This is a genomic window from Carbonicoccus niuqiaonis (genome assembly GCF_050157065.1).
Lineage (GTDB): Bacteria > Actinomycetota > Actinomycetes > Propionibacteriales > Propionibacteriaceae > Avipropionibacterium.
In genome coordinates this window covers 1,390,492-1,412,309 of sequence record NZ_CP189573.1, presented here as the reverse complement: position 1 = coordinate 1,412,309, position 21,818 = coordinate 1,390,492, and the positions used below count along the sequence as shown (strand labels likewise).

Here is a 21,818-nt window from a genome sequence, read left to right as displayed (position 1 = left end):
GGTCTTCGAGGTGGATGTTGACTTCGTCGCCGATGCCCGCTGACGGGCCGGCGTCGCCTTGCTGGTGGTCGTCTTGCTGGTGGTCGTCTTGCTGGTGGTCGCCTTGCTGGTGGTCGCCTTGCTGGTGGTCGCCTTCTTCGAGGCGGCCTTCTTCGCCGGTGCAGGTTCCTTCGCCGGTGCCTTCTTCGCCGGTGCGGACTTCGTGGCGGGACCCTGCTTCGTCGGTGCGGCCTTCCGAGACCTCGACGTACCCGCCGCAGCCCCCGTACCCGAAGCCGCCTTCGTAGCCGAAGCTGCCTTCGTAGCCGCCGCCTTCGTCCCTGACGCCGTGGTCGCGGCCGTCTTCTTGCCGGTGCGGGCTGCCTTCTTCGCCGGTGCCGTCCGCTTGGCCGGGCTGGACTTCTTGGTCGCGGTCACCTGCCTGCCCGACGTCGCCCGGGCGGCCGGCGTCTTGGACGCGGCACTGCTGGGCCGTGGCGACTTGCCCGTGGTGGACATCGTCTCTCCCCTCAACCGCTCCGGACCACATGTGTGCGGCTGACCGTAACGTCTGACAGCACATTAGGCAAGGAGGAACGCACGCCTGTGGCACACCTGTTGTGGATCATGCAGAACGAGTCCCGCCGGGACCGCTGTGCAGCGATCCCGGCGGGACTCGAGATGATCGGTTCAGCGCGGTGGGCTCAGCCCTGGCCGCCCAGCAGCGCGTCGAGCCGCGGGGTGTCGGACTGACCGCCACCCTGCTGCCCTGACTGGCCCTGGGACTCGGAACTCCGCTGGCCCTGGCCCGACGTGTTCGAGCTCGACCCCTGCTGGGCGCCCCGCTGGGAGCCCCGGGAGTCCTCGTCGGCGTCGGGGGTCAACAGCTCCGGCGCCTCGCCCGGCTCGAAGACACCCTTCTCGAGGCCGGCGATCTGGCCCTTGAGGTGGTCGGTCAGGTTCTTGCGGAAGTTCTGCTCGAACCCGCGCAGCTTGCTGACCGAGTCACGCAGTTGATCACGCTCGGTCTCCATGGCCGCAAAGGTGTCGCGACGACGAACCTTGAGCTCCTCGTCGAAGGCGGTCGCCCGACCCTCGGCCTCGTTGCGGACCCGATCGGCGTGCAGTCGGGCGTCCGACTCCATGCGCTCGGCCTCGGTGCGGGCGCCGGTGGTGATCCCGTTCGCCTCCTGCCGGGCACGCGACAAGATCTCCTGCGACTCCTCACGGGCCTCGGTGACCAACCGCTCGGCCTGCTCGGTGGCGAGCTGGACCAGCCGTACGACGGCGGGGCTGGCGTCATCGGCGGTACGGACGACCAACTCCTCACCGCCCTCGCCCTGAGCCGTGGCGGCCGGCGCCTCGGGGGCGGTCTGCTTGGCCTCGGGCTCGCGCTGTGCGGACTCGGCGGCGTACGGGCTGGCGGACTCGGCGTTCGCGGCCGCGCGCTCGAGCTCGGCGACCTGCTTCTTCAGCAGCTCGTTCTCCTCGGTCAACTGCGCGAAGGACTCTTCAACCTGATCGACGAACTGGTCGACGTCGATCACTTCATAGCCGGCGCGCCGAGCCATGCGGAACTTCATGTTGCGCACATCGTCCAGCGTCAGCGTCATCGTTCACCTCTGGTAGTCGTCAAGGTCGGACTGTTTGGTCCGCTCACCACCGTACCGGGCCGACTTCCCCACGGACACCCAAGCCTCTCGGTACGGCAGCCGACACGTTACCGCTAAATGTCACGAATGGGTAAACGGGGGTGGCGGCAGGGCGGGACGGGGGTGGCTGGTGTGACTCGGCGGTACGGCTGTGGCGCTCGTCGGCGCCGTACGGCTCAGCGGAAGAACACCATCGCGTTGATCCACATCAGCACGCTCACGCCGATCGCGAGCACCAGGAAGGCCAGGTCGAAGGCCACGGTGCCGATCTGCACCGACGGCAGGAACTTCCGGAGGAAGCGGAGTGGCGGGTCGGTGAGCGAGTAGATCACCTCGGCGACGACCAGGAACGGGCCGCGCGGCTCCCAGCCCGGGACCAGCACCGGGACCCACGACAGGACCATCCTCGCGATGAGGACCATGAAGTAGAGGTTCAGGACGACATTGATGATCTGACCGATCAGTACCACAGCGTGCTCTCCGTCCTCGCGGGCGGCCTCAACTCTGGTTGAAGAACTCGCCGGCGATGCGTTCCTTGTCCTCGGCCGTCACATTGACGTTGGGCGGTGACAGCAGGAACACCCTGCTGGTCACACGGTCAATGCTGCCACGCAGGCCAAAGATCAAGCCAGCGGCGAAGTCCACCAGACGCTTGGCGTCCGGGTCGTCCATGTCGCTGAGGTTCATGATCACGGGCACACCGTCACGGAAGTGCTCGCCGATCGCCCGCGCCTCGTTGTAGGTCCGCGGGTGGACGGTGATGATGCGGGACAAGTCAGCCTCCCGGGAGGTCGCTGCCGTCGGCACGGTGGCGGTGGCCGTCGCGGCGACCGACGGCTCGTAGCCGCCCGCCCGCTCGACACCGCTCCGTTCGACGGCCCTGCTGGTACGGCGGTGGTGACCGATCTCGGTCACGCTGGCCTCCTCGCCACGATGCCGATCGGCCAGGTCGTCGTCGACGTACTCGTCGAGATCGACCCCCTCGGTCAGCTCGTCGTCGGCGTGGCCGTACTCGTTGTAGCGATCGTCGGTCACCAGACCGAGCCACGCAGCAGCCTTCCTCAGTCGCTCAGCCATGACCAAACCTTCCTCAACCGTCGCCGGAGCACGCCTTCCTAACGCACACCATTGACACTAACCGCCCGACTGCCCGCAGCGTGGGGGACTCGCCGTGACACGCCGAGACGGGCAGCCACGTTCCCGCGGGAACGCCCCGGCACACCGAGAGGGCAGTCGGCGAGACCCCCACGCACCGAGAGGACAGTCGGAGAGCCGAAACTGGCTCGGCTGCCACTCCAACTGCCCGATCGATCAGACGAAGCGAGACCTCGGCATCGAAGGGGCGCCTGGAGAGGCCTTGACGCGGCCACCGGGCACTCGGCGCGGCCCGGATCAGCCAAGCGATGCCAGCCAGGCCACCAGCGACGCGGTTCAGGTCAGCCAGGCGATGCCGGCCAGCCGACCGGTGGCGGGACCGTCGCGGCGATGGGAGTACAGCGACCGGTCCTCCGCGGTGCAACCACCGACCACCTCGGCCGGACAGCCGGCGTCGGCGAGCTGCCGTACGGCACCGGCGGCCAGGTCGAGCCCCGTGGTCCCCTGCGAGGTGGTGCTCGCCGAGCCCGGCAGTACGGCCGCCACCTCCGCGGCCATCTCCGGCGGCACCTCGTAGCAGGCACCGCAGATGCTCGGCCCGACCCAGGCCGTGATGTCGCTCGCGCCGAGTGCCCGCATCCGCTCCACGGTGCGGGGCAGGATGCCGTCGACCAGTCCTCGGCGGCCGGCGTGGGCCACCCCGAGCACTCCGGCCCCGCGGTCGGCGAGCACCACCGGCAGGCAGTCGGCGACCCGAATCGTGAGCGCCACCTGCGGCAGCGTGGTGACCATCGCGTCGGCCCGGACCAGCGGCGGGCGGCCACCCGACGAACCGAGTGGCGACCGGTCGTCCCAGTCGGTCAGCCGGCTGCGGTCGATCTCGACGACGTCGGCGGAGTGGATCTGCGCCAGCGTCACCACGGGTCCCCCGGACGGCAGCTCGGCGAGCCCGAGCTCGGCCCGGACCCGCTGCAGGTTGGTCGCCACGGCCTCCGGGTCGTCCAGATCGGTCCGGCCCAGGTTGAGGCTGTCGTACGGAGGCAGGCTGGCGCCGCCGTGACGGTCGGTGAAGGCGAACCCCAGCCCCGCGAGATCGGTTCGGTGGTGGAACACGACGCTCAGTCGGTCACTTCAGGAAGTCGGGGATGTCCAGCTCGTCGTCGCCGGGCGGTGGCGGTGTCGGACGCCGCTGCTCGGGACGGCCCTGCGGCTGCCCCTGGCCACCCATGCCCTGCCCCGGCCGTTCGCCCTGACTGGGCCGACCCTGCCCGCCGGGCGCCGGCTGACCACCCTGGCCCGACTGACCACCCTGGCCCGACTGACCACCCTGACCCGACTGGCCACCCTGACCCGGCTGACCACCCTGACCCGCGGGTGCCTGGCCGGGCTGTGCCTGCTGCCCCGGGGCCTGCTGCCCCTGCTGGCCCTGTCCCAGATGCCCCTGCCCCTGCTGGCCCTGGCCCGGCTGCCCGGACGGAGCGCCCTGGGCCGGACGCTGCTGCTGGCCCTGTGCAGGTCGGTTGCGGGCGATGCCCTGCTGCCGCCGCGGCGGTTCACCGCCTTCGAAGCCGGCGGCGATGACGGTGACGCGCACCTCGTCGCCGAGGGCGTCGTCGATCACGGTGCCGAAGATGATGTTCGCGTCCTCGTGCGCCGCCGCCTGGATCAGGCTCGCGGCCGACGACACCTCGAACAGGCCGAGGTCCGAGCCACCGGCGATCGACAGCAGCACACCACGGGCGCCCTCGATGCTCGCCTCCAGCAGTGGTGACGACACCGCGGACTCCGCGGCGGCGCGGGCCCGGTCCTCACCGCGGCCGGTGCCGATGCCCATCAGGGCCGAACCGGCGTTGGACATCACCGACTTCACGTCGGCGAAGTCGAGGTTGATCAGGCCCGGCGTGGTGATCAGGTCGGTGATGCCGGAGACACCCTGCATCAGCACCTGGTCGGCGGCCTTGAACGCGTCGAGGATCGCGACCTGGTGGTCGATCATGTCGAGCAGTTTGTCGTTCGGGATGACGATGAGGGTGTCGACCTCCTCCCGGAGCGCCTCGATCCCCTCGTCGGCCTGCACCGAGCGACGGCGTCCCTCGAAGCCGAACGGTCGGGTCACCACGCCGATGGTCAGCGCACCGAGCGCGCGGGCGATCCGTGCCACCACGGGAGCGCCGCCGGTGCCCGTACCGCCGCCCTCACCGGCGGTGACGAAGACCATGTCGGCGCCGCGGAGCACCTCCTCGATCTCCTCGCCGTGGTCCTCGGCGGCCTGCCGCCCCTTGTCGGGGTCCGCCCCGGCGCCGAGGCCGCGGGTCAGCTCGCGGCCGATGTCGAGCTTGACGTCGGCGTCACTCATCAGCAGGGCCTGGGCATCCGTGTTCACCGCGATGAACTCGACACCCCTCAGGCCTGCGTCAATCATGCGGTTGACCGCATTCACACCACCGCCGCCGACACCGACGACCTTGATGATGGCCAAGTAGTTCTGGGATGCCGTAACCACCGATGAACTTCCTCACTCGAGAACTGCCGCGAAGTCTGAACCTGAGGTCGACCTCGCACCGAGGAGCCGACCCCTTGGTCACGTCAGGCTATGGGGACGGCGAATCGCCTGTCCACATTCGGGTGGCGCGCCACGCCCAACAGCAAGGAATTGGCGACAATCTCTCTATCTCTACTTCAGGCTTTGGTGCTCCGAGGGCCCGACGGACGTCATCGTACGGCCGGATGGTCGGGAGCCGACACGTCGTACACCGACCCCTCCTGCTTCATCAGGGCGACCAGCACGGTGGCCTTGAAGTCACTGCGTTCGACGCTGCCCCAGATGACCCGCTTGCCGTCGACGCTGAGCTCGATCGAGTCCTGGGTCTCGGCCGAGATCTCGGTGGTCCGCTCCGCCAGGGCCGGCGGGAGGCTGGTCACGACGGTCGCCAACGGCGCCAACAGCTCCGGCTTCGGGGTCGAGGCCACCACCATCCCGGTCGGCACGGAGGTCACCTCGGTGAACGGCACGCCCTCGGCGTCGACCAGCAGGATGCCGGTCGAATTGTTCTGCCGGACCGCCAGCACGGGGGTCCGCTCGGTGACGACGATGGTCACCCGGTCGGGCCAGTGCCGCTCCAGTTGCACCGACTTCACCGGGGCCAGGCTGCCGACCCGCTGTTCGACCGCACCGGAGTCGATCCGGGCCAGTGGCGTACCGAGCACGATGCCGGCGGTGTCGCGGACCCGGTCCGGGTCGGCGACGGTGGTCCCGGTGACCGTGACCTGGCGGACGCTCAGCACACTGGAGAAGCCGACCAACCAGACCCCGGCGCCGACCGCGGCCACCAGCACCACCGCGATCCCCCACCGCAGGGCGGCCCGGAGCCGGGACCGCCGGCGGCGGAGCTGGATCCGTACGGTGGCGTCGGAGATCCCGCGCTGGCGGCGGCCGGTGGAGTTGCCGCGACCGGAACCCTTCCGCGCGCCGGTGCTCGACCGGGTGGAAGGACGGGTGGGAGTACGGGTGGCCATCAGCCCTCCAGGGTCGCCAGGATCACCGGGGCGATGCGGGTGACGGAGCCGGCGCCGATCGTCATCACCAGGTCCCACGGTCGGGCGAGCCGGGCGGTGGTGGCGGCGGCCTCGTCGAGACCGGGGACGTAGTGTGCGGTGCGGCCGCGGGCGGTGCGGACCCCCTTGGCGATCAGTTCGCCGGTGACGCCGGGGATCGGGTCCTCGCGGGCCGGGTACACGTCGGTCACCACGACCTCGTCGGCACCTGACAGGGCCTCGGCGAACTGGTCGGCGAAGTCGCGGGTCCGCGAGTACAGGTGCGGCTGGAAGCACACCACCAACCGCCCCCGACCCACCGCGGCCCGACCCGCACTGATCGCTGCCCGCACCTTCGACGGGTTGTGGGCGTAGTCGTCGTACACCCGGACCTGGTGGACCTCACCGATCCGCTGGAACCGGCGGGAGGTGCCGGTGAACCGTTCGATCGCCTTGCGGACGGGCGCATCGTCGATGCCGAGGCCGACGCACACCGCGTACACGGCGGCCGCGTTGCTCAGGTTGTGTTGCCCCAGCAGGCCGATCCGGAGCGGGCCGCCCGCCTCGCCGTGCCGCAGCATCGCCGTGCTCCGGTCGGCACCGAGGACACAGTCGGTGAGCCGGACGTCGGCGGTCGGGGCCTGACCGTACGTGATCACCTCGACCCGGTCGGCCACCCGTTCGGCCAGTGCGGCCGCTCCCGGGTCGTCGATGTTGATCACGGCGAGCCGGACCGTCGGTCCGGTGACGAAGTCGTCGAAGCCGGCCGCGTACGCCTCGGCGGTCCCCCAGTTGTCCAGGTGGTCGGCCTCGACGTTGGTCACCACCGCAATCTGCGTCGGGTACTGAAGGAATGTGCCGTCGGACTCGTCGGCCTCGATCACGAAGTCGGGGCCCTTGCCGAGGTGGGCCGCGGTGTCGGGCCGGGTGACCCGGTTGGCCGCGATCGGGGCACCGACCAGGTACGACGGGTCGCGCCCCAGGGCGGCCAGGGTGACCGCGAGCCAGGCCGAGGTGGTGGTCTTGCCGTGGGTACCGCTGACCGAGATCGGCACGAACGACCGGCGGGTGCCCAGGATCGCGGCGATCGCGGTACTACGGTGCAGCACCGGCAGTCCCCGCTCCCGGGCCGCCACCAGTTCGGGGTTGTCCTCGCGGATCGCACTGCTGACCACCACGGTGTCGACGTCGGCGACCTGGTCGGCGTCGTGGCCGACGTGGGTCGTGATGCCGAGGGCACCCAGCTCGGCCAGCACCGGCGAGTCGGCCTGGTCGGAGCCGGACACCTGATGGCCCAGCCCGGCCAGCAGTCGGGCGACCCCCGACATGCTGGAGCCACCGATCGCGATCAGGTGGACCCGACCGAGCTCGGCAGCGGTGGGCACCTCGACCGAAGGAATGAGCGGCATCAGTTGATCACCGACATGATCAACTCCGCGAGCCGCCGGTCGGCGTCCCCGGGCACCGCGTCCCGGGCCCGCTCCGACATGCCGGCCAGACGGGTCCGATCCATGATCAACTCGCCGACCAGGGTGTCGAGGCGGTCCGGGGTGCACTCCGCGTCGACGAGCTGGACGCCGGCGTCGGCCGCCAGCAGCACCTCGAGGTTGCGGGCCTGCTCGCCGTTGCCGTGCGGCAGCGGCACGAAGATCGCCGGCAGTCCCACGACCGCGGTCTCGACGACGGTGCCGGCACCGGAGCGGCACAGCATCAGGTCGGCAGCGGCGTACGCGTCGGCCATCGCGTCGACGAAGCCGACCGGACGGTAGCCCGCCCCCGACTGCTCGTCGTCGATGTCGACGTCGGCCTCGCTGATGTTGCGCAGGCCGAGCACGTGGATGATCGAGATCCCGCGGGCCAGCAGGCGGTCCCGGGCGCCGGCGACGGCGGTGTTGATGCTGTGTGCCCCCTGCGAACCACCGGAGACCAGTAGTACCGGCTGGGCCGGGTCCAGTCCGTACGCGCGGATCGCGTCGTCACGCCGGTCGGCCCGGTCGAGCTCGGTGATCTCGTGCCGCACCGGCAGCCCGACCATGGTCGCCCCCGGCAGTGGGGTGTCGGGGAAGGTGGTGGTGACGTGGCGGGCGAACCGGGCCGCCACCTTGTTGGCCAGCCCCGGTACGGCGTTCTGTTCGTGGACCACGATCGGCAGCTTCAGCGACCGGGCGGCCAGGTAGGCCGGCATCGCCACGTACCCGCCGAAGCCGACGACGGCCTTCGCCTCGGTCTCACGCAGGACGTCCCTGGCCTGGTTGACCGCGCGCCGGAGCCGGAACGGCACCTTGAGCAGGTCACCGGACGGGCGCCGCGGCATCGGCACCGGGTCGATCAACTCCAGCGGCAGGCCGGCGGCCGGAACCACGCGCGTCTCGAGCCCGCGCGCGGTGCCGATGGCGGTCACCCGTACGTCGTGGTCGAGTTCGGCCACGGCATGGGCGGTGGCGATCAGCGGGGAGGTGTGGCCGGCCGTACCGCCTCCTGCGAAGACGATCCCGGTCATGGCCGACCCCCCACGACCGTGGTCAGCCGCGGCTTGGACTGCCGGTTCCGGCGGCCGGTCAGCACCTCACGGGCCGCCGGCTCGTTCCGGGCGCAGGCGAGCAGCAGGCCGAGTGCGATCAGGTTCGCCAACAGTGCCGACCCGCCGTACGACACCATCGGCAGCGGTACGCCCATCACCGGCCCGAGCCGCAGCACCACGGCCAGGTTGATCAACGCCTGGAACATGAACCAGGTGGTCACCCCGACCGCCAGGTAGCGGCAGAACGGCAGGTCCGACCGGAGCGCGATCCGCAGGCCGGCGTAGCCGAGCACCAGGAACAGTGCCAGCACCGCGAGACTGCCGAACAGGCCGAGCTCCTCGGCGATCACGGCGAACACGTAGTCGGTGTGGGCCTCCCGCAGGCTGCCCCACTTCTGTCGGCTGGCGCCCAGGCCGAGTCCCCACCAACCGCCGGAGGCGATCGCCTCGATGCCGATGCTGGGTTGCATGTTGACGCCGAGCCGGTCGGCCTCGGGGTTGAGGAAGCCGAGGAAGCGGTCGACCCGGTTGGGACTGCGCACCACCATGAATCCGACCGCGGCGACGCCGGCCAGCAGCAACGCGGCGAAGATGCGCTTCGGGGCGCCGACCATCCACAGCACGCCGAGGATGATCGCGACCAGCACCATCGCCGTACCCAGGTCGCCCTGGAACATCACCAGCAGCGCCAGCAGCATGGTCATCGGCAGGTAGGGCAGCACCAGGTGCTTGGGCTGGTCGAGCAGCTTCTCCTTGCGGGCCAACACGTCGGCCCCCCACAGCACGATGGCGACCTTGGCGAACTCGGACGGTTGCAGCCGCAGGAACGACGTGCCGAGCTCGAGCCAGTTCCGGTTGCCGTTCACGTTGACACCGAGCGGGGTGTAGGTCAGCACCAGCAGTAGCATCGAGCCGAACAGGGCGAGCCAGCCCAGCACGCGCAGGGCACCGAGCTTCATCCGCGACAGCACCCACGCCATCGGCAGGCCGAGTGCCAGGAAGACGATCTGCCGCTTCACGAAATAGTACGAGTCGCCGCCGAAGTTGACGTAGGCGTACACGCTGGACGACGACAGCACCATCATCATGCCGAGGGCGAGCAGCAGTCCGCTGGCGGCCGTCACCAGGTGGTGGCTGGCCATCGGGCGTTCGAGGGCGGAGCGGAGGTGACCCAGCAGGGCCGCCGAACTCACCCGGGCACCGGCGGTGCGGGTGTCGTCGGAGGTCGTGATGGCCACTACTGCTCCTTCTCCTCTCCCACTACGTCGTCTACCACGGAGTCGTCTCCCACCCGGCGCCGACGGACGGCTTCGGCGAACGCGTCCCCCCGGGCGGCGTAGCTGTCGTACATGTCCTTGCTGGCACATCCCGGCGCCAACAGCACCACGTCGTCGGTCCGTGCCAGGCGCGCTGCGGCCTCGACCACGCGCGCCATGGTCCCAGTGTCGGTCGAGTTGATCATCTGGGTCGGGACCTCCGGCGCGTGTCGGGCCAGCGCGTCGGCGATCACGTGCCGATCGACGCCGAACAGCACCACCCCGCGCAGCCGGTCACCGACCGTGGCGACCAGGTCGTCGAAGCTGGTGCCCTTGGCCTGGCCGCCGGCGATCCAGACGACGTGGTCGTACGCCTGCAGTGATGCCAGCGCCGCGTGCGGGTTGGTGGCCTTGGAGTCGTCGACGTAGCGGACCCCGGCGACGGTGGCCACCTCCGCGATCCGGTGGCCGCCGAGCTCGACGGAGCGGAGGCCGTCGTGGACCGCGGTCGGGCGGACCCCGTACGACCGGGCGAGCGCCGCGGCGGCGAGTGCGTTGGCGACGTTGTGCGGTGCGTTCGGGGTGACGTCGGCGACGGCGGCCAGCTCCATCGCCGAGGTGCGGCGCTGTTCGACGAAGGCGCGGTCGACCAGCAGGTCGTCGACCACCCCCAGCATCGACATCCCGGGCGTGCCGAGGGTGAACCCGATCGCGCGGGCCCCCTCGACGACGTCGGCCTCGGCGACCAGCTCCTCGGTGCGCGGGTCGGCGACGTTGTAGACGCACGAGTGCGTGACCCGTTCGTACGCCAACGCCTTGTCGGCGACGTAGGCCGCCATCGGGTCGGTGTCGGCACCCGGCGCCGCGGCGTACCACTCCAGGTGGTCGGGGTGGACGTTCAGCACCGCCGACGAGTGCGGCTGCAGGCTGTTGGACCAGTGCAGTTGGAAGCTGGACAGCTCGACCGCCAGCACGTCGTACGGCTCCGGGTCGAGCACGGTCTCCATCACGGGCCGGCCCACGTTGCCGACCGCAGCGGTCCGCAGCCCGGCGGCGGTGAGCATCGCGGCAAGCATCTGCACCGTGGTGGTCTTGCCGTTCGTGCCGGTCACCACCAGCCACGGGGTACGTCGCCGATCGGTGTCGGTCCGGCGAGGATCGGGTCCGCTGAGCCGCCATGCCAGCTCGGGTTCGCCCCAGATCGGGACGCCCCGGGCGGCGGCCTCGGCGAGCAGCGGGAAGGTCGGCGACAGGCCGGGTGAGGTGACCACCAGGTCGATGTCGTCGGGCAACGCCGCCGTGGTCGCGCCGGCGCCGAGCCGGACCGTCGCACCGAGGGTCTCCAACAGGGTGCCGCGTTCGGTGGTGCCGTCGTCGTCACGGTCCTCGACCACCTCCACCGCCGCGTCGAACTCGAGCAGTCCGTCGGCCGCGGCGAACCCGGAGACACCGAGCCCGACCACCAGCGCCTTCACCTGCGACCAGTCCGAGTCGGCGTCGGCGGTCGGCCGTTCGCCGGTCAGGAAGTCCTTCGTCGTCATCGTCCGGTCACCCACTCCGCGTAGAACAGCGCCAACCCGGCCGCCACGAACAGGCCGGCGATGATCCAGAACCTGATCACCACCGTCGACTCGGCCCACCCCCGCAGTTCGAAGGTGTGGTGCAACGGCGCCATCGGGAACAGCCGTTTGCCGCCGGTGACGCGGAAGAACGACACCTGCAGGATCACCGACAAGGTGTTGATCACGAAAAGGCCGCCGATGATCAGCAGCAACAGCTCGGTGCGGGTGTAGATCGCCATCCCGGCCATCGCCCCGCCCAGCGACAACGAGCCGGTGTCGCCCATGAAGATCTTGGCGGGCTGGCAGTTCCACCACAGGAAGCCGAAACAGGCCCCCGCCAGTGACACCGCGACCACGGCCAGGTCGTGCGGATCCCTGACCTCGTAGCACTTCGGGCCGGCGACGTCGAAGTAGGCACAGGACTGGTTGTACTGCCAGATGTTGACCAAGGTGTAGGCGCCGAACACCATCACCGAGGCCCCGGCGGCCAGTCCGTCCAGGCCGTCGGTGAGGTTCATCCCGTTGCTGGCCGCGGCGATCAGCAGCATCAACCACGGGATGGCGAGGAAGATCGGCAGCACCAGGGGCGGGATGTCGCGCAGGAACGAGATCGCCGGGGAGGCCGGGGTGATGCCACCGAACGGCTCGTAGAAGGCGGGCCCACTGCGCTCGTCGGGGAACTGGAAGCTGAGCCAGGCGAACGCGAGCCCGACCGACACCTGGCCGGCCAGTTTCGCCTTGCTGCGCAGGCCGAGTGAGCGTTGCTTGGAGATCTTGATCCAGTCGTCGAGGAAGCCGACCAGGCCGAGCCCGACGAGTAGGAACAAGATCAGGATCGCCGACATCCGCGGCGGGGCCATCGTGATCAGGTGCGACAGCACGTACGCCACCAGCACCGACAGCACGATCACGATGCCGCCCATGGTGGGGGTGCCGCGCTTGGTGTGGTGGGAGGTGGGGCCGTCGTCACGGATCAGCTGGCCGTACCCCTTCCTGACCAGGAAGGCGATGGCCAGCCGAGTGCCGAAGAGCGTCCCGAGCAGGGCGATCACCCCCGCCAGCACGATCGTGATCATCGAGTCCCCCCAGCCCGCTCGGCCGCTCCCCTGACCGACTCCAGCGCGGCAGCCACCTGCTCCAACGCCACCCCGCGCGAACCCTTCACCAACACCACGTCACCGGCGGCGAGCGGCGACCCGGGGGCGACCAACCGGTCGGCGGCGGTGGCCGCATCCGGTGCCACCACGACCTGTTCGTCGGCCAGCCCGGCCGTACGTGCGCCGGTGGCGAACTCGTCGGCCAGGTCCCCGACGAACAACGCCCACGAGGCCCCGGCGGTCGCCACGGCCGCCCCGACCCGGTGGTGCTCGGTGGCGGACTCCTCGCCCAGCTCCAACATGTCGCCGAGCACGACGCCGAGCCGACGGCCGTTGCCACCGGCCATCTGGGCCGCGGTGTCGAGTGCGGCCAGCACGGCGTCGGGGTTGGCGTTGTACGCGTCGTTCAGCACCATCGTGGTGTCGGCCAGCTCGGTCAGCGCCATCCGCCACTGGGAGGTCACCTGCGCCCCGTCGAGGGTGGTGGTGATCAACTCGGGCGGGACGCCGGCGACCAGTGCCGCCGCCGCGGCGGCCATCGCGTTGGCGACGTTGTGTCGGCCGGGGACCCCGAGCGCCGCCGTCCCCCGGTGATGGTGTCCGTCGAGCCGGAGGTGGACGGTGAACCGGTACCGGCCCCATTCGTCGGGCTGCAGGTCGGCAGCCCAGGCCGCGTCCCCGACCGGTTCGGTGTCCGGGTCGACCGAGAAGGTGATCACCCGTGCCGCGGTGCGGTCCCGCATCGCCAGCACCAACGGGTCGTCGGCGTTCAGCACCGCCCACCGGCCGGCCGCCTCGACGAGTTCGCCCTTCGCCCGGGCGATCGCGGCCTGGCTGCCGAACTCGCCGAGGTGGGCGTGGGCGACGTTGAGCACCACCCCGATGTCGGGTGGGACGAGGGCGCACAGGTCGGCGATGTGGCCGATCCCGCGGGCGCCCATCTCGCTGACCAGGAAGCGGGTCCGGTCGTCGATCCGGGTCGCGGTGAGCGGCACCCCGATCTCGTTGTTGAAGGAGTTCTCCGGTGCGACCGTGGGGCCGGCCGCGGCCAGCAACTGGCCGAGCAGGTCCTTGGTGGAGGTCTTCCCCATCGATCCGGTGATCGCGACCACGGCCAGGCCGTGGTGCTTGGCGTCGTCGACGACGTGGCGGCCCAGCCGGCCCAGCGCGGTCGGGACGTCGGCGACCCGGACGACCGGCAGGTCGGCCTGCTCCCCGGTCGCCGGCCAGCGGTCCCGCTCGACCAGGGCCGTACCCGCACCGGAGGAAAACGTCGGGGCGACGAACCGATGCCCGTCGACGCGTTCCCCGACGATGGCGCAGAACACCGCACCGGGGGTGACGTCGCGGGAGTCGCGGACCACGTCCGGCCCCACCAGCGCGTCGGGATCGGGTCCGACCAGGTCTCCGCCGACGGCCTCGGCCAGCGCGGCCCGAGTCATCGGCCTCATCGTTTCGCCCCCGTGATCGCCTGCCACTGTGCGACGGCCTCGGCGCCGTCGGAGAAGGGTTCGCGGCCGGTCGCGGTCTCCTGGTGGGTCTCGTGACCGCGGCCGAGCAGCAGGACGGTCCCGGGAGCGGCGTCGGCCGGGGTGGCGAGCTCGAGCGCGATCCGGATGGCGGCCCGGCGGTCGCCGCCGTCGACGGCCCGGGTGGCCCGCGCGCCGGCGTCGATCGCCTGCTGCGCACCGGCCAGCACCTCGCCGCGGATCACCGCCGGGTCCTCCGAGCGCGGGTTGTCGTCGGTGACCACGACGATGTCCCCCGCACCGGCCGCTGCGGCACCGATCGGGCCCCGCTTGCCGTGGTCGCGGTCGCCCCCGGCACCGACGACCACCACCACCGGGCCGGCGGCCGAGCCACGGTTCATCGCGACCCCGATCGGCACCACCAGGGCCCGCCCGGCGGCCGCGACGGCCTGTGCGGTGTGGGCGAAGTCGACGATCACCCGGGGCGCGGGCCGTACCGCAGTTCCCTTCCGCCGGGGCGGGTCCGGCAACGGGACCGTCTCCATCCGCCCAGGTACGGCCGCCGCGGCGAACCCGGTGACCGCCGCCGCCAGGTCGATGTCGTGGCCGGTCCGGGCGGCGGCATGGAGCATGCCCAGGGCCAGCAGCGCGTTACGGACGTTGTGCTCCCCCGGCAGGCTCACCACGCCGGTCAGTCGGCGGCCGTCGACGGCGAAGGTGACCTCCCGGCCGGCGTCGGTGTACCGCTGCTCCACCACGCCGACATCGGCGCCCTCGGGATCGTCCAGACTCACCGTGGTACAGGGAAGCTGGGGATTCCCTGCCAGCACGCGGCCGTACTCGTCGTCGATGTTGATCACCGCGGCACGGGCACGCTCGGGGGTGAACAGGGTGGCCTTCACCGCGAAGTACGAGGCGACGTCGCCGTGGAAGTCGAGGTGGTCGACACCCAGGTTGGTGAACCCGGCGACGTCGAAGGTGATGCCGTCGACCCGTTGCAGTGCCAGGGCGTGGGACGACACCTCCATCGTCAGGCTGTCGGCGCCCTCGTCGACCATGGCAGTCAGGATGGCCTGCAGGTCCGGCGACTCCGGGGTGGTGACGGTGGTGGTGCCCACCCCGGGCAGCGGCCGGTCGTCGACCCGGAACCCGACGGTGCCGAGCAGGCCCACCCGGTGGCCGGCCGCCCGCAGGGCCGCCTGCAGCAGGAAGGTGGTGGTGGTCTTGCCGGTGGTACCGGTCATGCCGAAGGTGAGCAGGCGCTCGGCGGGGTGCCCCTGCAGTCGCGCGGCGAACCGGGCCATCGTGCCGCGCGGGTCGTCGGTCACCAGCACCGGCACGTCGACCGGATCGCCGGCCGCCGCCAAGATCTCGGCTCCGGCCGGGTCGGTGACGATCGCGACGGCCGGTGCGGCCAGTGCCGGTGCCGCGTGCTGGGCACCGTGGGTGCGCTGCCCCGGCAGCGCCACCCAGACCTCGCCCGGTCCGACCCGACGGGAGTCCAGTTGGATCCGGGTCACCGGGGTCGACGGATCGGGCGTGCCGGTGGCCGCCGGAAGCACGGTCAGGTGTTCGTCGGTGGCCATCAGGTCGCCGAGGGTCACCCGGTCACCGGGCCCCCCAGTTGTCGTTGCGGACGTCTGCTCCACGGGGTGCACGCTATCCAGCGAAGGGGTGGCTGCGCGATCCGGCCGCGTGTCGCCTCACCATTCCAGGTCCCCTCACCACTCCAGGTCCCCTCACCACTCCAAGTCCCCTCACCACTCCAAGTCCTTCGTCGGACGCTTGGTGGTCGACGGCAGCACGCCGAGCTTGGGGAGGGCCGCGTTCGTCACGTCCTGGAAGACGGGGCCGGCGGTGGTGGTGCCGGAGTTGCCCTTCACCACGTCGTCGAGCACCACGTAGGTGACGATCCGCGGGTCCTCGGCCGGCGCGAACCCGAGGTAGGAGGTGGTCCGGCCGCGGTAGCAGCCGCACTCGGCGTCGTACCGCTCCGCGGTGCCGGTCTTGCCGCCGGTGCGGTAGTTCTCCAGCCCCAGGTACTTGACCTGGTTCTCGTTGTAGAGGATCGACTCCAACATGCCGGCCATCTGCTCCGAGGTCTCCGGCGACACCACCCGCCGCGACTCGCGACGCGGCACCTCGACCGGGTTCCCCTCGTTGTCGGTGGCGCCCTTGATGATGGTGGGCGGGTTGTAGACACCCCCGTTGAGGATGCCGGCGACGGCCGCCGCCTCCTGGACGGCGGTCACCGAGAGGCCCTGGCCGAACGAGATCTGGTCACGCTGCCAGCCGGGCATGTCGCGCGGGGGCAGCGCACCGGTCGCCTCGCCGGGCAGCTCGATGCCGGTACGCTCGCCCAGTCCGAAGCTGCGCAACCGGTCGTGGAGCTGCTCCTCGGTCAGCTGGCGGGTCAACATGATGGTGCCGATGTTGGACGACTTCGCCAGCACCCCGCGGGTGGTCAGGTGGATCGTGCCGTGCGCCCACACGTCGCGGACGGTGATGCCGCCGGCCCGGGCGGACTCGGGGACGACCACCTTGGTGTCGGGCTCGGCCAGTCCCTCCTCCATCACGGCCGCGACCGACAGGATCTTCTGCACCGAGCCGGGCTCGTACGCCATCTGCACGGCCCGGTTGCCCATGTTGGCCGGCTTGCCCTGGCCGGGCGCGTTCGGGTCGTACGTGGGGTAGTTGGCCATGGCGAGCAACTGACCGGTCCGGACGTCCATCACGATGACCATCCCGGACTTCGCCTGCACCTGCTTGACCTGTGCGGCCAGCCGTTGTTCGGCGAGGAACTGCAGGTCGGCGTCGATCGTGAGCTGGTAGTTCGTGCCGTCGACGGCCGGTGTCACCACGTTGGTGCCGAGCGGGATGCGGTTGCCGTTGGGGGCCCGCTCGTAGACCTCTTCGCCGGGAGTGCCGGTGAGTTGCTGGTTGAGGGAGTACTCCAAACCGGCGAGCCCTTCGCCCTCGTACCCGGTGAACCCGACGATGTTGGAGGCCACGGTTCCGTTGGGGTAACTGCGGATCGGGTCGTTCTCGCGGAAGATCCCGACCGCTCCGATCTCGTTCAGCTCGGCGACGATCGCGGCGTACGTCGCGGCGGGCACCTTCTTGGCGACGTAGGCGAACCTGGTGTCGGGCTTGGTCAGTGCCGGCAGGTAGTCGTCGAGCGAGCCGCCCAGGTGGCGTTGCAACACCTCGGCGATCTGGGTGACCTTGTTGTCCTTGGTCGGCCGACCGTCCTTGGTCGGATTGGTCAGGGTGGGGTCGGCGGTGATCGCGAACGCCATCTCGGTGGTGGCCAGCGGCACCCCGTTGGCATCGGTGATCTCGCCCCGGGCCGGCAGCAGGGGCATCGAGTTCTGCAACTTGGCCGCTGCCGCAGCCGCGTCACCGGAGGTGTCGAAGGCCTGCAGCTGCAGCAGCCGTCCGGCCATCACCGACACCATGATCGCGCAGACCACCAGCACGGCGTTGATCCGCAGTGACTGGCGACCCAGCGGCCACCGGATGGGTGCCCGGTGGACCTTGCGGCGGACCGGCCGGGCACCGGCCCGGGTCGCGGTGGAGCGGTTGCGTGGGGACGCCGCGGCGCGGGTCCGACGCATGGTGTCGCCGGTCGAGCCCGTACGACCCGGTGCCGTACGACCCGAGCTCGTACGACCGGGTGCCGGTCGGCGGTTCGCCGTCGCGGTGGAACGGGACGCACCGGACCGGGCCGAGGTCGCGGTGGACGACTTCCGTGCCCGCGACGATGCACCACGCGACGATGCACTCCGCGACGATGCACTCCGCGACGATGCACTCCGCGGCGATGCACCACGAGAGGACGCACTGCGCGACGCGGCTCCCTTTGGTGGACCTTGCTTCTGTGTTCCTGAGGACGCCGACCTGGCCGAGGCCGACTTGGCAGACGACTTCGACGCGGGGCGACGAGCACCGCCGGCGGACGTGGCTGAGCGGGTCGGCCACGAAGAACTCGATCGCCCACCGGATGTCCGGGAGCCACCCGCTCCCCGCCTCGACCCGTCGTCCTTCGCCGTCATGCCATCACCCCTGTCCCTGCTGCTGTTCTTCGGCGGCCTTCTTCTCCTCGGCCGCCTTCTTCTCCTCCGCAGCCTTCTTCTCGGCTGCTGCCTTCTCCTCCGCGGCCTTCCTCTCGGCTGCTGCCTTCTCCTCGGCCGCCTTCTTCTCCTCCGCGGCCTTCTTCTCGGCTGCTGCCCTCTCCTCCGCCGCCTTCTTCTCCGCAGCGGCACGTTCCTCGGCCGCCTGCCGTTCAGCGGCCAGCTGTTCGCGGGACTTCACCAGCGCCGACCCGAATGCGTCCCCATCGTTGGCCTCGACCTCACCGACGACCTTCCCCTCGGGCAGCACCAGGAACGGCTGCACCGGATTGGGGCGCATCCCCAGTTCGGTGGCCTTGGCCGCGAGCGAGCGCGGCGACGACACCTTGGCGAGCCGGGCCTCCAACGCGGCCTCGGTGTAGGACAGCGCCGTCGCGTCCTGCCGACGATCGGACAACTGGAACGACTGGGTCTGCAGCTGGGTGTTGAGCACCAACAGCCCCACCATGCCGGCCCCGAGGACGACGGCCAGCACCAGCAGGAACGGCAACTGGCGCAGCGGCCGGACCGGGCTCGGCACCGGCTGCAGGGTGCGGCCCTTCCCGGGCGAGGTGGCCTCGCCCGGGGTGGACCGGCGAAGTCCGAAGTCGGACAGGGCACTCATGCCGCCTCCTTGATGCGTTCTGCGGCCCGGAGCCGGGCCGAGGTCGCCCGCGGGTTGTCGGCCACCTCGGTCGCGTCGGGGAGCTCGGCACCGCGGGTCAACAGGGTCAGCTCCGGCGCCATCTCCGGCGGCACCACCGGCAGGTGACGTGGGGCGTGGTCGGTACTGCGGTCGGCGAGGACCCGCTTGACCGCGCGATCCTCCAAGGAGTGGTAGGCCAGGACGGCGATCCGGCCACCGAGCAGCAGTGCGTCGACGGCCGCCGGAAGGGCGCGGTCGAGCACCTCGAGTTCGGCGTTGACCTCGATCCGCAGGGCCTGGAAGGTGCGCTTGGCCGGGTGTCCCCCACGGCCCTGCCCGGGCCGGGCCCTGCCGGCGGGCTTGCGGTGTCGGACGGCGGCCGGGATGGCGTCGCCGACCAGCTCGACCAGCCGGGACGAGGTGGTGAACGGTTCGGTGTCGCGCTCGGCGACGATCCGGCGGGCGATGCGGTCGGCGAACTTCTCCTCCCCGTACACCCGGAGGATGCGGGCGAGCTGGGCGTGGGAGTACGTGTTGAGCACCGTGGCGGCGGTCAGTTCCTGGCGGCGGTCCATCCGCATGTCGAGCGGGGCGTCGACGGCGTACGCGAAGCCGCGGCCGGCGAGGTCGATCTGCAGCGAGGAGAGGCCGAGGTCCATCAGCACGGCGTCGACGCCGGCCACCTCGTGATCGGCGAGTACGTCGGCGATCTCGTCGTAGACGGCCTGCACCAAGGTGACCCGATCGGCCTCGGGCGCCAACCGCTCCCGCGCCCGGTCGAGTGCCTCGGCGTCGCGGTCGATGCCGATCAGCCGGGCCCGGGGGCACGCCTCCAGCAGGGCCAAGGCATGGCCGGCGAGGCCGAGGGTGCAGTCGAGCAGGACCGGTGCCGGGGCTCCGGGGGCGGTCTGGCGGGTCAGCGCGGGGGCGAGCAGGTCGACGATGCGGTCACACATCACCGGCACGTGCCGGGCCTGTGCGGCCGATCCCTGCTCCACCATCTCGACCCTGCCTCCGGGTAGCTGTCGTCTGATCCGGACCCGTGTGACGGGGTTCCGACCCGGACCCTGCGGGAAGTACCACTTGGCACAGGGGAAGTTGTGCCAAGGGGTCAGGCCCCGGGCCGAAGCCGCGTCACACGGATGTCAGAACCCTGGGAAGACCTCTTCGTTCATCTCGGCGAAGACGTCCTCCTGGGCAGCCGAGTACTCCTCCCACGCGGCGACGCTCCAGACCTCGACGCGGTTGATGGCTCCGACCACGACGCACTCGGTGTCCAGCCCCGCGTACGTGCGCAACGGGGTCGGGATCGTGATGCGTCCCTGCTTGTCAGGTGTCTCGTCCGAGGCCGAGGCCGCCAGCATGCGCTGGAAGTCGCGGACCTGCTTGACGCTGGTCGGTGCAGCAACCATCGACTTGGTCATCTCGACGAACGTGTCGCGCGGATAGATCGCCAGGCATCGGTCCTGCGCCCGGGTGATGACCAGTCCGCCGGCCAGCTCGTCTCGAAACTTCGCCGGTAGGAAGATGCGGCCCTTCTCGTCGAGCTTGGGGGTGTGGGTTCCCAAGAACATCTGAGGCCCACCTCCTCACTCCCGAGTCGAGCCCATCCGCTCCACTGCGCTCCACTGTACTCCACAATCCCCCACTTTGGGCAAGTATGGCCCCACTCGAGTCGCCGAACACCCCAGATCGGCCCGAACCGCCGTAAATGTGGGCGCCACAGCGACACACGTGGACGCATACGTCGCCGGTGTCGCTGTGGCGCCCTTCTTCACGGGCGGACCGCACCTGGCGTCGGAATCCTGGATCCGGGAAGCGTTCGCAGCGATGCCTGTCGGAGCGGGTTGTCCGTTGCGTACGATGAACAACGACTGGGTGCCCGGGGGCACCGCCCGAGACACCCATTGCGGAGGGGACCGTGAGTTTGCACAACGCCGTCGCGCCTGATCTGTCCGAGGTCACCACCGTCGTCGGCAAGGTCCGTCACGCCATCGAGTCGGTGATCGAGGGCAAGCGCAGCGCGGTCGACCTCGCCCTGGTGGTCCTGCTGGCCGAGGGCCACCTGCTCGTCGAGGACGTCCCCGGTGTCGGCAAGACGATGTTGGCCAAGGCGCTCGGCCGGGCCATCGACTGCTCGGTCCGCCGGATCCAGTTCACTCCCGACCTGCTGCCGTCCGACATCACGGGCGTGTCGGTGTTCAACGCCGACACCCGCGAGTTCGAGTTCAAGCCGGGTGGCATCTTCGCCAACGTGGTCGTCGGCGACGAGATCAACCGCGCGTCACCGAAGACCCAGTCGGCCCTGTTGGAGTCGATGGAGGAACGCCAGGTCTCGGTCGACGGCACCACCTACGTGCTCGACGCACCATTCATCGTGGTGGCGACCCAGAACCCGATCGAGATGGAGGGCACCTATCCCCTCCCCGAGGCCCAGCGCGACCGGTTCATGGCCCGGATCGAGATGGGGTACCCGACACCCTCCGCAGAGCTGGAGATGTTGGACCACCACGGCAGCACCAGCCCGTTGACCCAGCTGCAGCCGGTCACCGACGCCGCCACCGTGGCCCGGCTGGTCGAGGTGATCCGCGAGGTGTACGCGGCCCCGGCGATCCGGCAGTACATCGTCGACATCGTCAACGCCACCCGTGACCACCGCGACCTGCGCCTCGGCGCCTCGCCGCGCGCCACCCTGCACCTGTTGCGCGCCTCCCGCGCCCTGGCGGCGATGTCGGGCCGCGACTACGTCAACCCCGACGACGTGGCGGCCCTGTCGATCTCGGTGCTCGCCCACCGGGTGCTGCCGTCCTCGGAGGCCCTCGCCGGGCGCCGATCACCGGCCGAGATCATCGGTCAGTGTGTGCGCGGCGTGCGCATCCCCGATCACGGGTGATC

At 70.7% G+C, this 21,818-nt stretch carries 19 protein-coding genes; 2 read left to right on the top strand and 17 right to left on the bottom strand.

The features are described from left to right. Positions 1 to 73 precede the first annotated feature (73 nt). Positions 74 to 541 (top strand): hypothetical protein, encoded by a 468-nt coding sequence (locus ACQBAU_RS06485; protein WP_465254762.1) that lies wholly within the window; start codon positions 74 to 76, stop codon positions 539 to 541. A gap of 142 nt (positions 542 to 683) precedes the next feature. Here the strand turns inward: ACQBAU_RS06485 and ACQBAU_RS06480 are convergent, their stop codons facing one another. The 17 genes from ACQBAU_RS06480 to mraZ all read right to left on the bottom strand — a co-directional run bounded on the left by ACQBAU_RS06480 (position 684) and on the right by mraZ (position 20,497). Beyond that, complete coding sequence (locus ACQBAU_RS06480; protein ID WP_434549460.1) at positions 684 to 1,592, bottom strand: DivIVA domain-containing protein; 909 nt, start codon at positions 1,590 to 1,592, stop codon at positions 684 to 686. 215 nt (positions 1,593 to 1,807) lie between these two features. Continuing rightward, a complete protein-coding gene (locus ACQBAU_RS06475) occupies positions 1,808 to 2,101 on the bottom strand; it encodes a YggT family protein (RefSeq protein WP_434549459.1) in 294 nt (97 codons plus the stop codon). A 28-nt stretch (positions 2,102 to 2,129) separates the two neighbouring features. Continuing rightward, the gene (locus ACQBAU_RS06470; protein ID WP_434549458.1) at positions 2,130 to 2,708 is read right to left on the bottom strand and encodes a cell division protein SepF; all 579 of its coding nucleotides are present in this window, start codon (positions 2,706 to 2,708) and stop codon (positions 2,130 to 2,132) included. A gap of 354 nt (positions 2,709 to 3,062) precedes the next feature. Beyond that, positions 3,063 to 3,839 (bottom strand): peptidoglycan editing factor PgeF, encoded by a 777-nt coding sequence (gene pgeF / locus ACQBAU_RS06465; RefSeq protein ID WP_465254763.1) that lies wholly within the window; start codon positions 3,837 to 3,839, stop codon positions 3,063 to 3,065. 13 nt (positions 3,840 to 3,852) lie between these two features. Continuing rightward, positions 3,853 to 5,229 (bottom strand): cell division protein FtsZ, encoded by a 1,377-nt coding sequence (ftsZ, locus tag ACQBAU_RS06460; protein WP_465254764.1) that lies wholly within the window; start codon positions 5,227 to 5,229, stop codon positions 3,853 to 3,855. A gap of 209 nt (positions 5,230 to 5,438) precedes the next feature. After that, complete coding sequence (locus ACQBAU_RS06455; protein WP_434549455.1) at positions 5,439 to 6,242, bottom strand: cell division protein FtsQ/DivIB; 804 nt, start codon at positions 6,240 to 6,242, stop codon at positions 5,439 to 5,441. Further along, entirely contained in the window at positions 6,242 to 7,669 is a 1,428-nt protein-coding gene (gene murC, locus ACQBAU_RS06450; protein ID WP_465254765.1) for a UDP-N-acetylmuramate--L-alanine ligase, read from the bottom strand. The genes ACQBAU_RS06455 and murC overlap by 1 nt, the downstream gene beginning before the upstream one ends. Then, the gene (murG, locus tag ACQBAU_RS06445) at positions 7,669 to 8,760 is read right to left on the bottom strand and encodes an undecaprenyldiphospho-muramoylpentapeptide beta-N-acetylglucosaminyltransferase (RefSeq protein ID WP_465254766.1); all 1,092 of its coding nucleotides are present in this window, start codon (positions 8,758 to 8,760) and stop codon (positions 7,669 to 7,671) included. The genes murC and murG overlap by 1 nt, the downstream gene beginning before the upstream one ends. After that, the gene (gene ftsW, locus ACQBAU_RS06440; RefSeq protein ID WP_434549452.1) at positions 8,757 to 10,019 is read right to left on the bottom strand and encodes a putative lipid II flippase FtsW; all 1,263 of its coding nucleotides are present in this window, start codon (positions 10,017 to 10,019) and stop codon (positions 8,757 to 8,759) included. The genes murG and ftsW overlap by 4 nt, the downstream gene beginning before the upstream one ends. Then, on the bottom strand, positions 10,019 to 11,593 hold the full coding sequence (gene murD, locus ACQBAU_RS06435) for a UDP-N-acetylmuramoyl-L-alanine--D-glutamate ligase (protein WP_465254767.1): 1,575 nt from the start codon (positions 11,591 to 11,593) through the stop codon (positions 10,019 to 10,021). Before murD ends, ftsW begins: the two co-directional genes overlap by 1 nt. Continuing rightward, positions 11,575 to 12,675 carry a phospho-N-acetylmuramoyl-pentapeptide-transferase gene (gene mraY, locus ACQBAU_RS06430; protein WP_465254768.1) on the bottom strand — a complete coding sequence of 367 codons (1,101 nt, stop codon included), beginning with the start codon at positions 12,673 to 12,675 and terminating at the stop codon, positions 11,575 to 11,577. The genes murD and mraY overlap by 19 nt, the downstream gene beginning before the upstream one ends. Continuing rightward, positions 12,672 to 14,138 carry a UDP-N-acetylmuramoyl-tripeptide--D-alanyl-D-alanine ligase gene (locus tag ACQBAU_RS06425; RefSeq protein WP_465254769.1) on the bottom strand — a complete coding sequence of 489 codons (1,467 nt, stop codon included), beginning with the start codon at positions 14,136 to 14,138 and terminating at the stop codon, positions 12,672 to 12,674. The genes mraY and ACQBAU_RS06425 overlap by 4 nt, the downstream gene beginning before the upstream one ends. A gap of 5 nt (positions 14,139 to 14,143) precedes the next feature. Continuing rightward, complete coding sequence (locus ACQBAU_RS06420) at positions 14,144 to 15,814, bottom strand: Mur ligase family protein (RefSeq protein WP_465254770.1); 1,671 nt, start codon at positions 15,812 to 15,814, stop codon at positions 14,144 to 14,146. Positions 15,815 to 15,922: 108 nt separating this feature from the next. Further along, positions 15,923 to 17,782, bottom strand: a complete 1,860-nt coding sequence (locus ACQBAU_RS06415; RefSeq protein WP_465254771.1) for a peptidoglycan D,D-transpeptidase FtsI family protein — start codon at positions 17,780 to 17,782, stop codon at positions 15,923 to 15,925. A 442-nt stretch (positions 17,783 to 18,224) separates the two neighbouring features. Then, positions 18,225 to 18,902: a cell division protein FtsL gene (gene ftsL, locus ACQBAU_RS06410; RefSeq protein ID WP_465254772.1), complete on the bottom strand. Its 678-nt coding sequence runs from the start codon at positions 18,900 to 18,902 to the stop codon at positions 18,225 to 18,227. Next, positions 18,899 to 19,924 carry a 16S rRNA (cytosine(1402)-N(4))-methyltransferase RsmH gene (rsmH, locus tag ACQBAU_RS06405; RefSeq protein ID WP_434549446.1) on the bottom strand — a complete coding sequence of 342 codons (1,026 nt, stop codon included), beginning with the start codon at positions 19,922 to 19,924 and terminating at the stop codon, positions 18,899 to 18,901. Before rsmH ends, ftsL begins: the two co-directional genes overlap by 4 nt. Positions 19,925 to 20,068: 144 nt before the next feature. Next, on the bottom strand, positions 20,069 to 20,497 hold the full coding sequence (gene mraZ, locus ACQBAU_RS06400; protein WP_434549445.1) for a division/cell wall cluster transcriptional repressor MraZ: 429 nt from the start codon (positions 20,495 to 20,497) through the stop codon (positions 20,069 to 20,071). Between the two features lie 353 nt (positions 20,498 to 20,850). On the opposite strand from mraZ, the gene ACQBAU_RS06395 reads away from it, so the two are divergent. After that, complete coding sequence (locus ACQBAU_RS06395; RefSeq protein WP_434549538.1) at positions 20,851 to 21,816, top strand: AAA family ATPase; 966 nt, start codon at positions 20,851 to 20,853, stop codon at positions 21,814 to 21,816. The last annotated feature ends 2 nt before the right edge of the window (positions 21,817 to 21,818 follow it).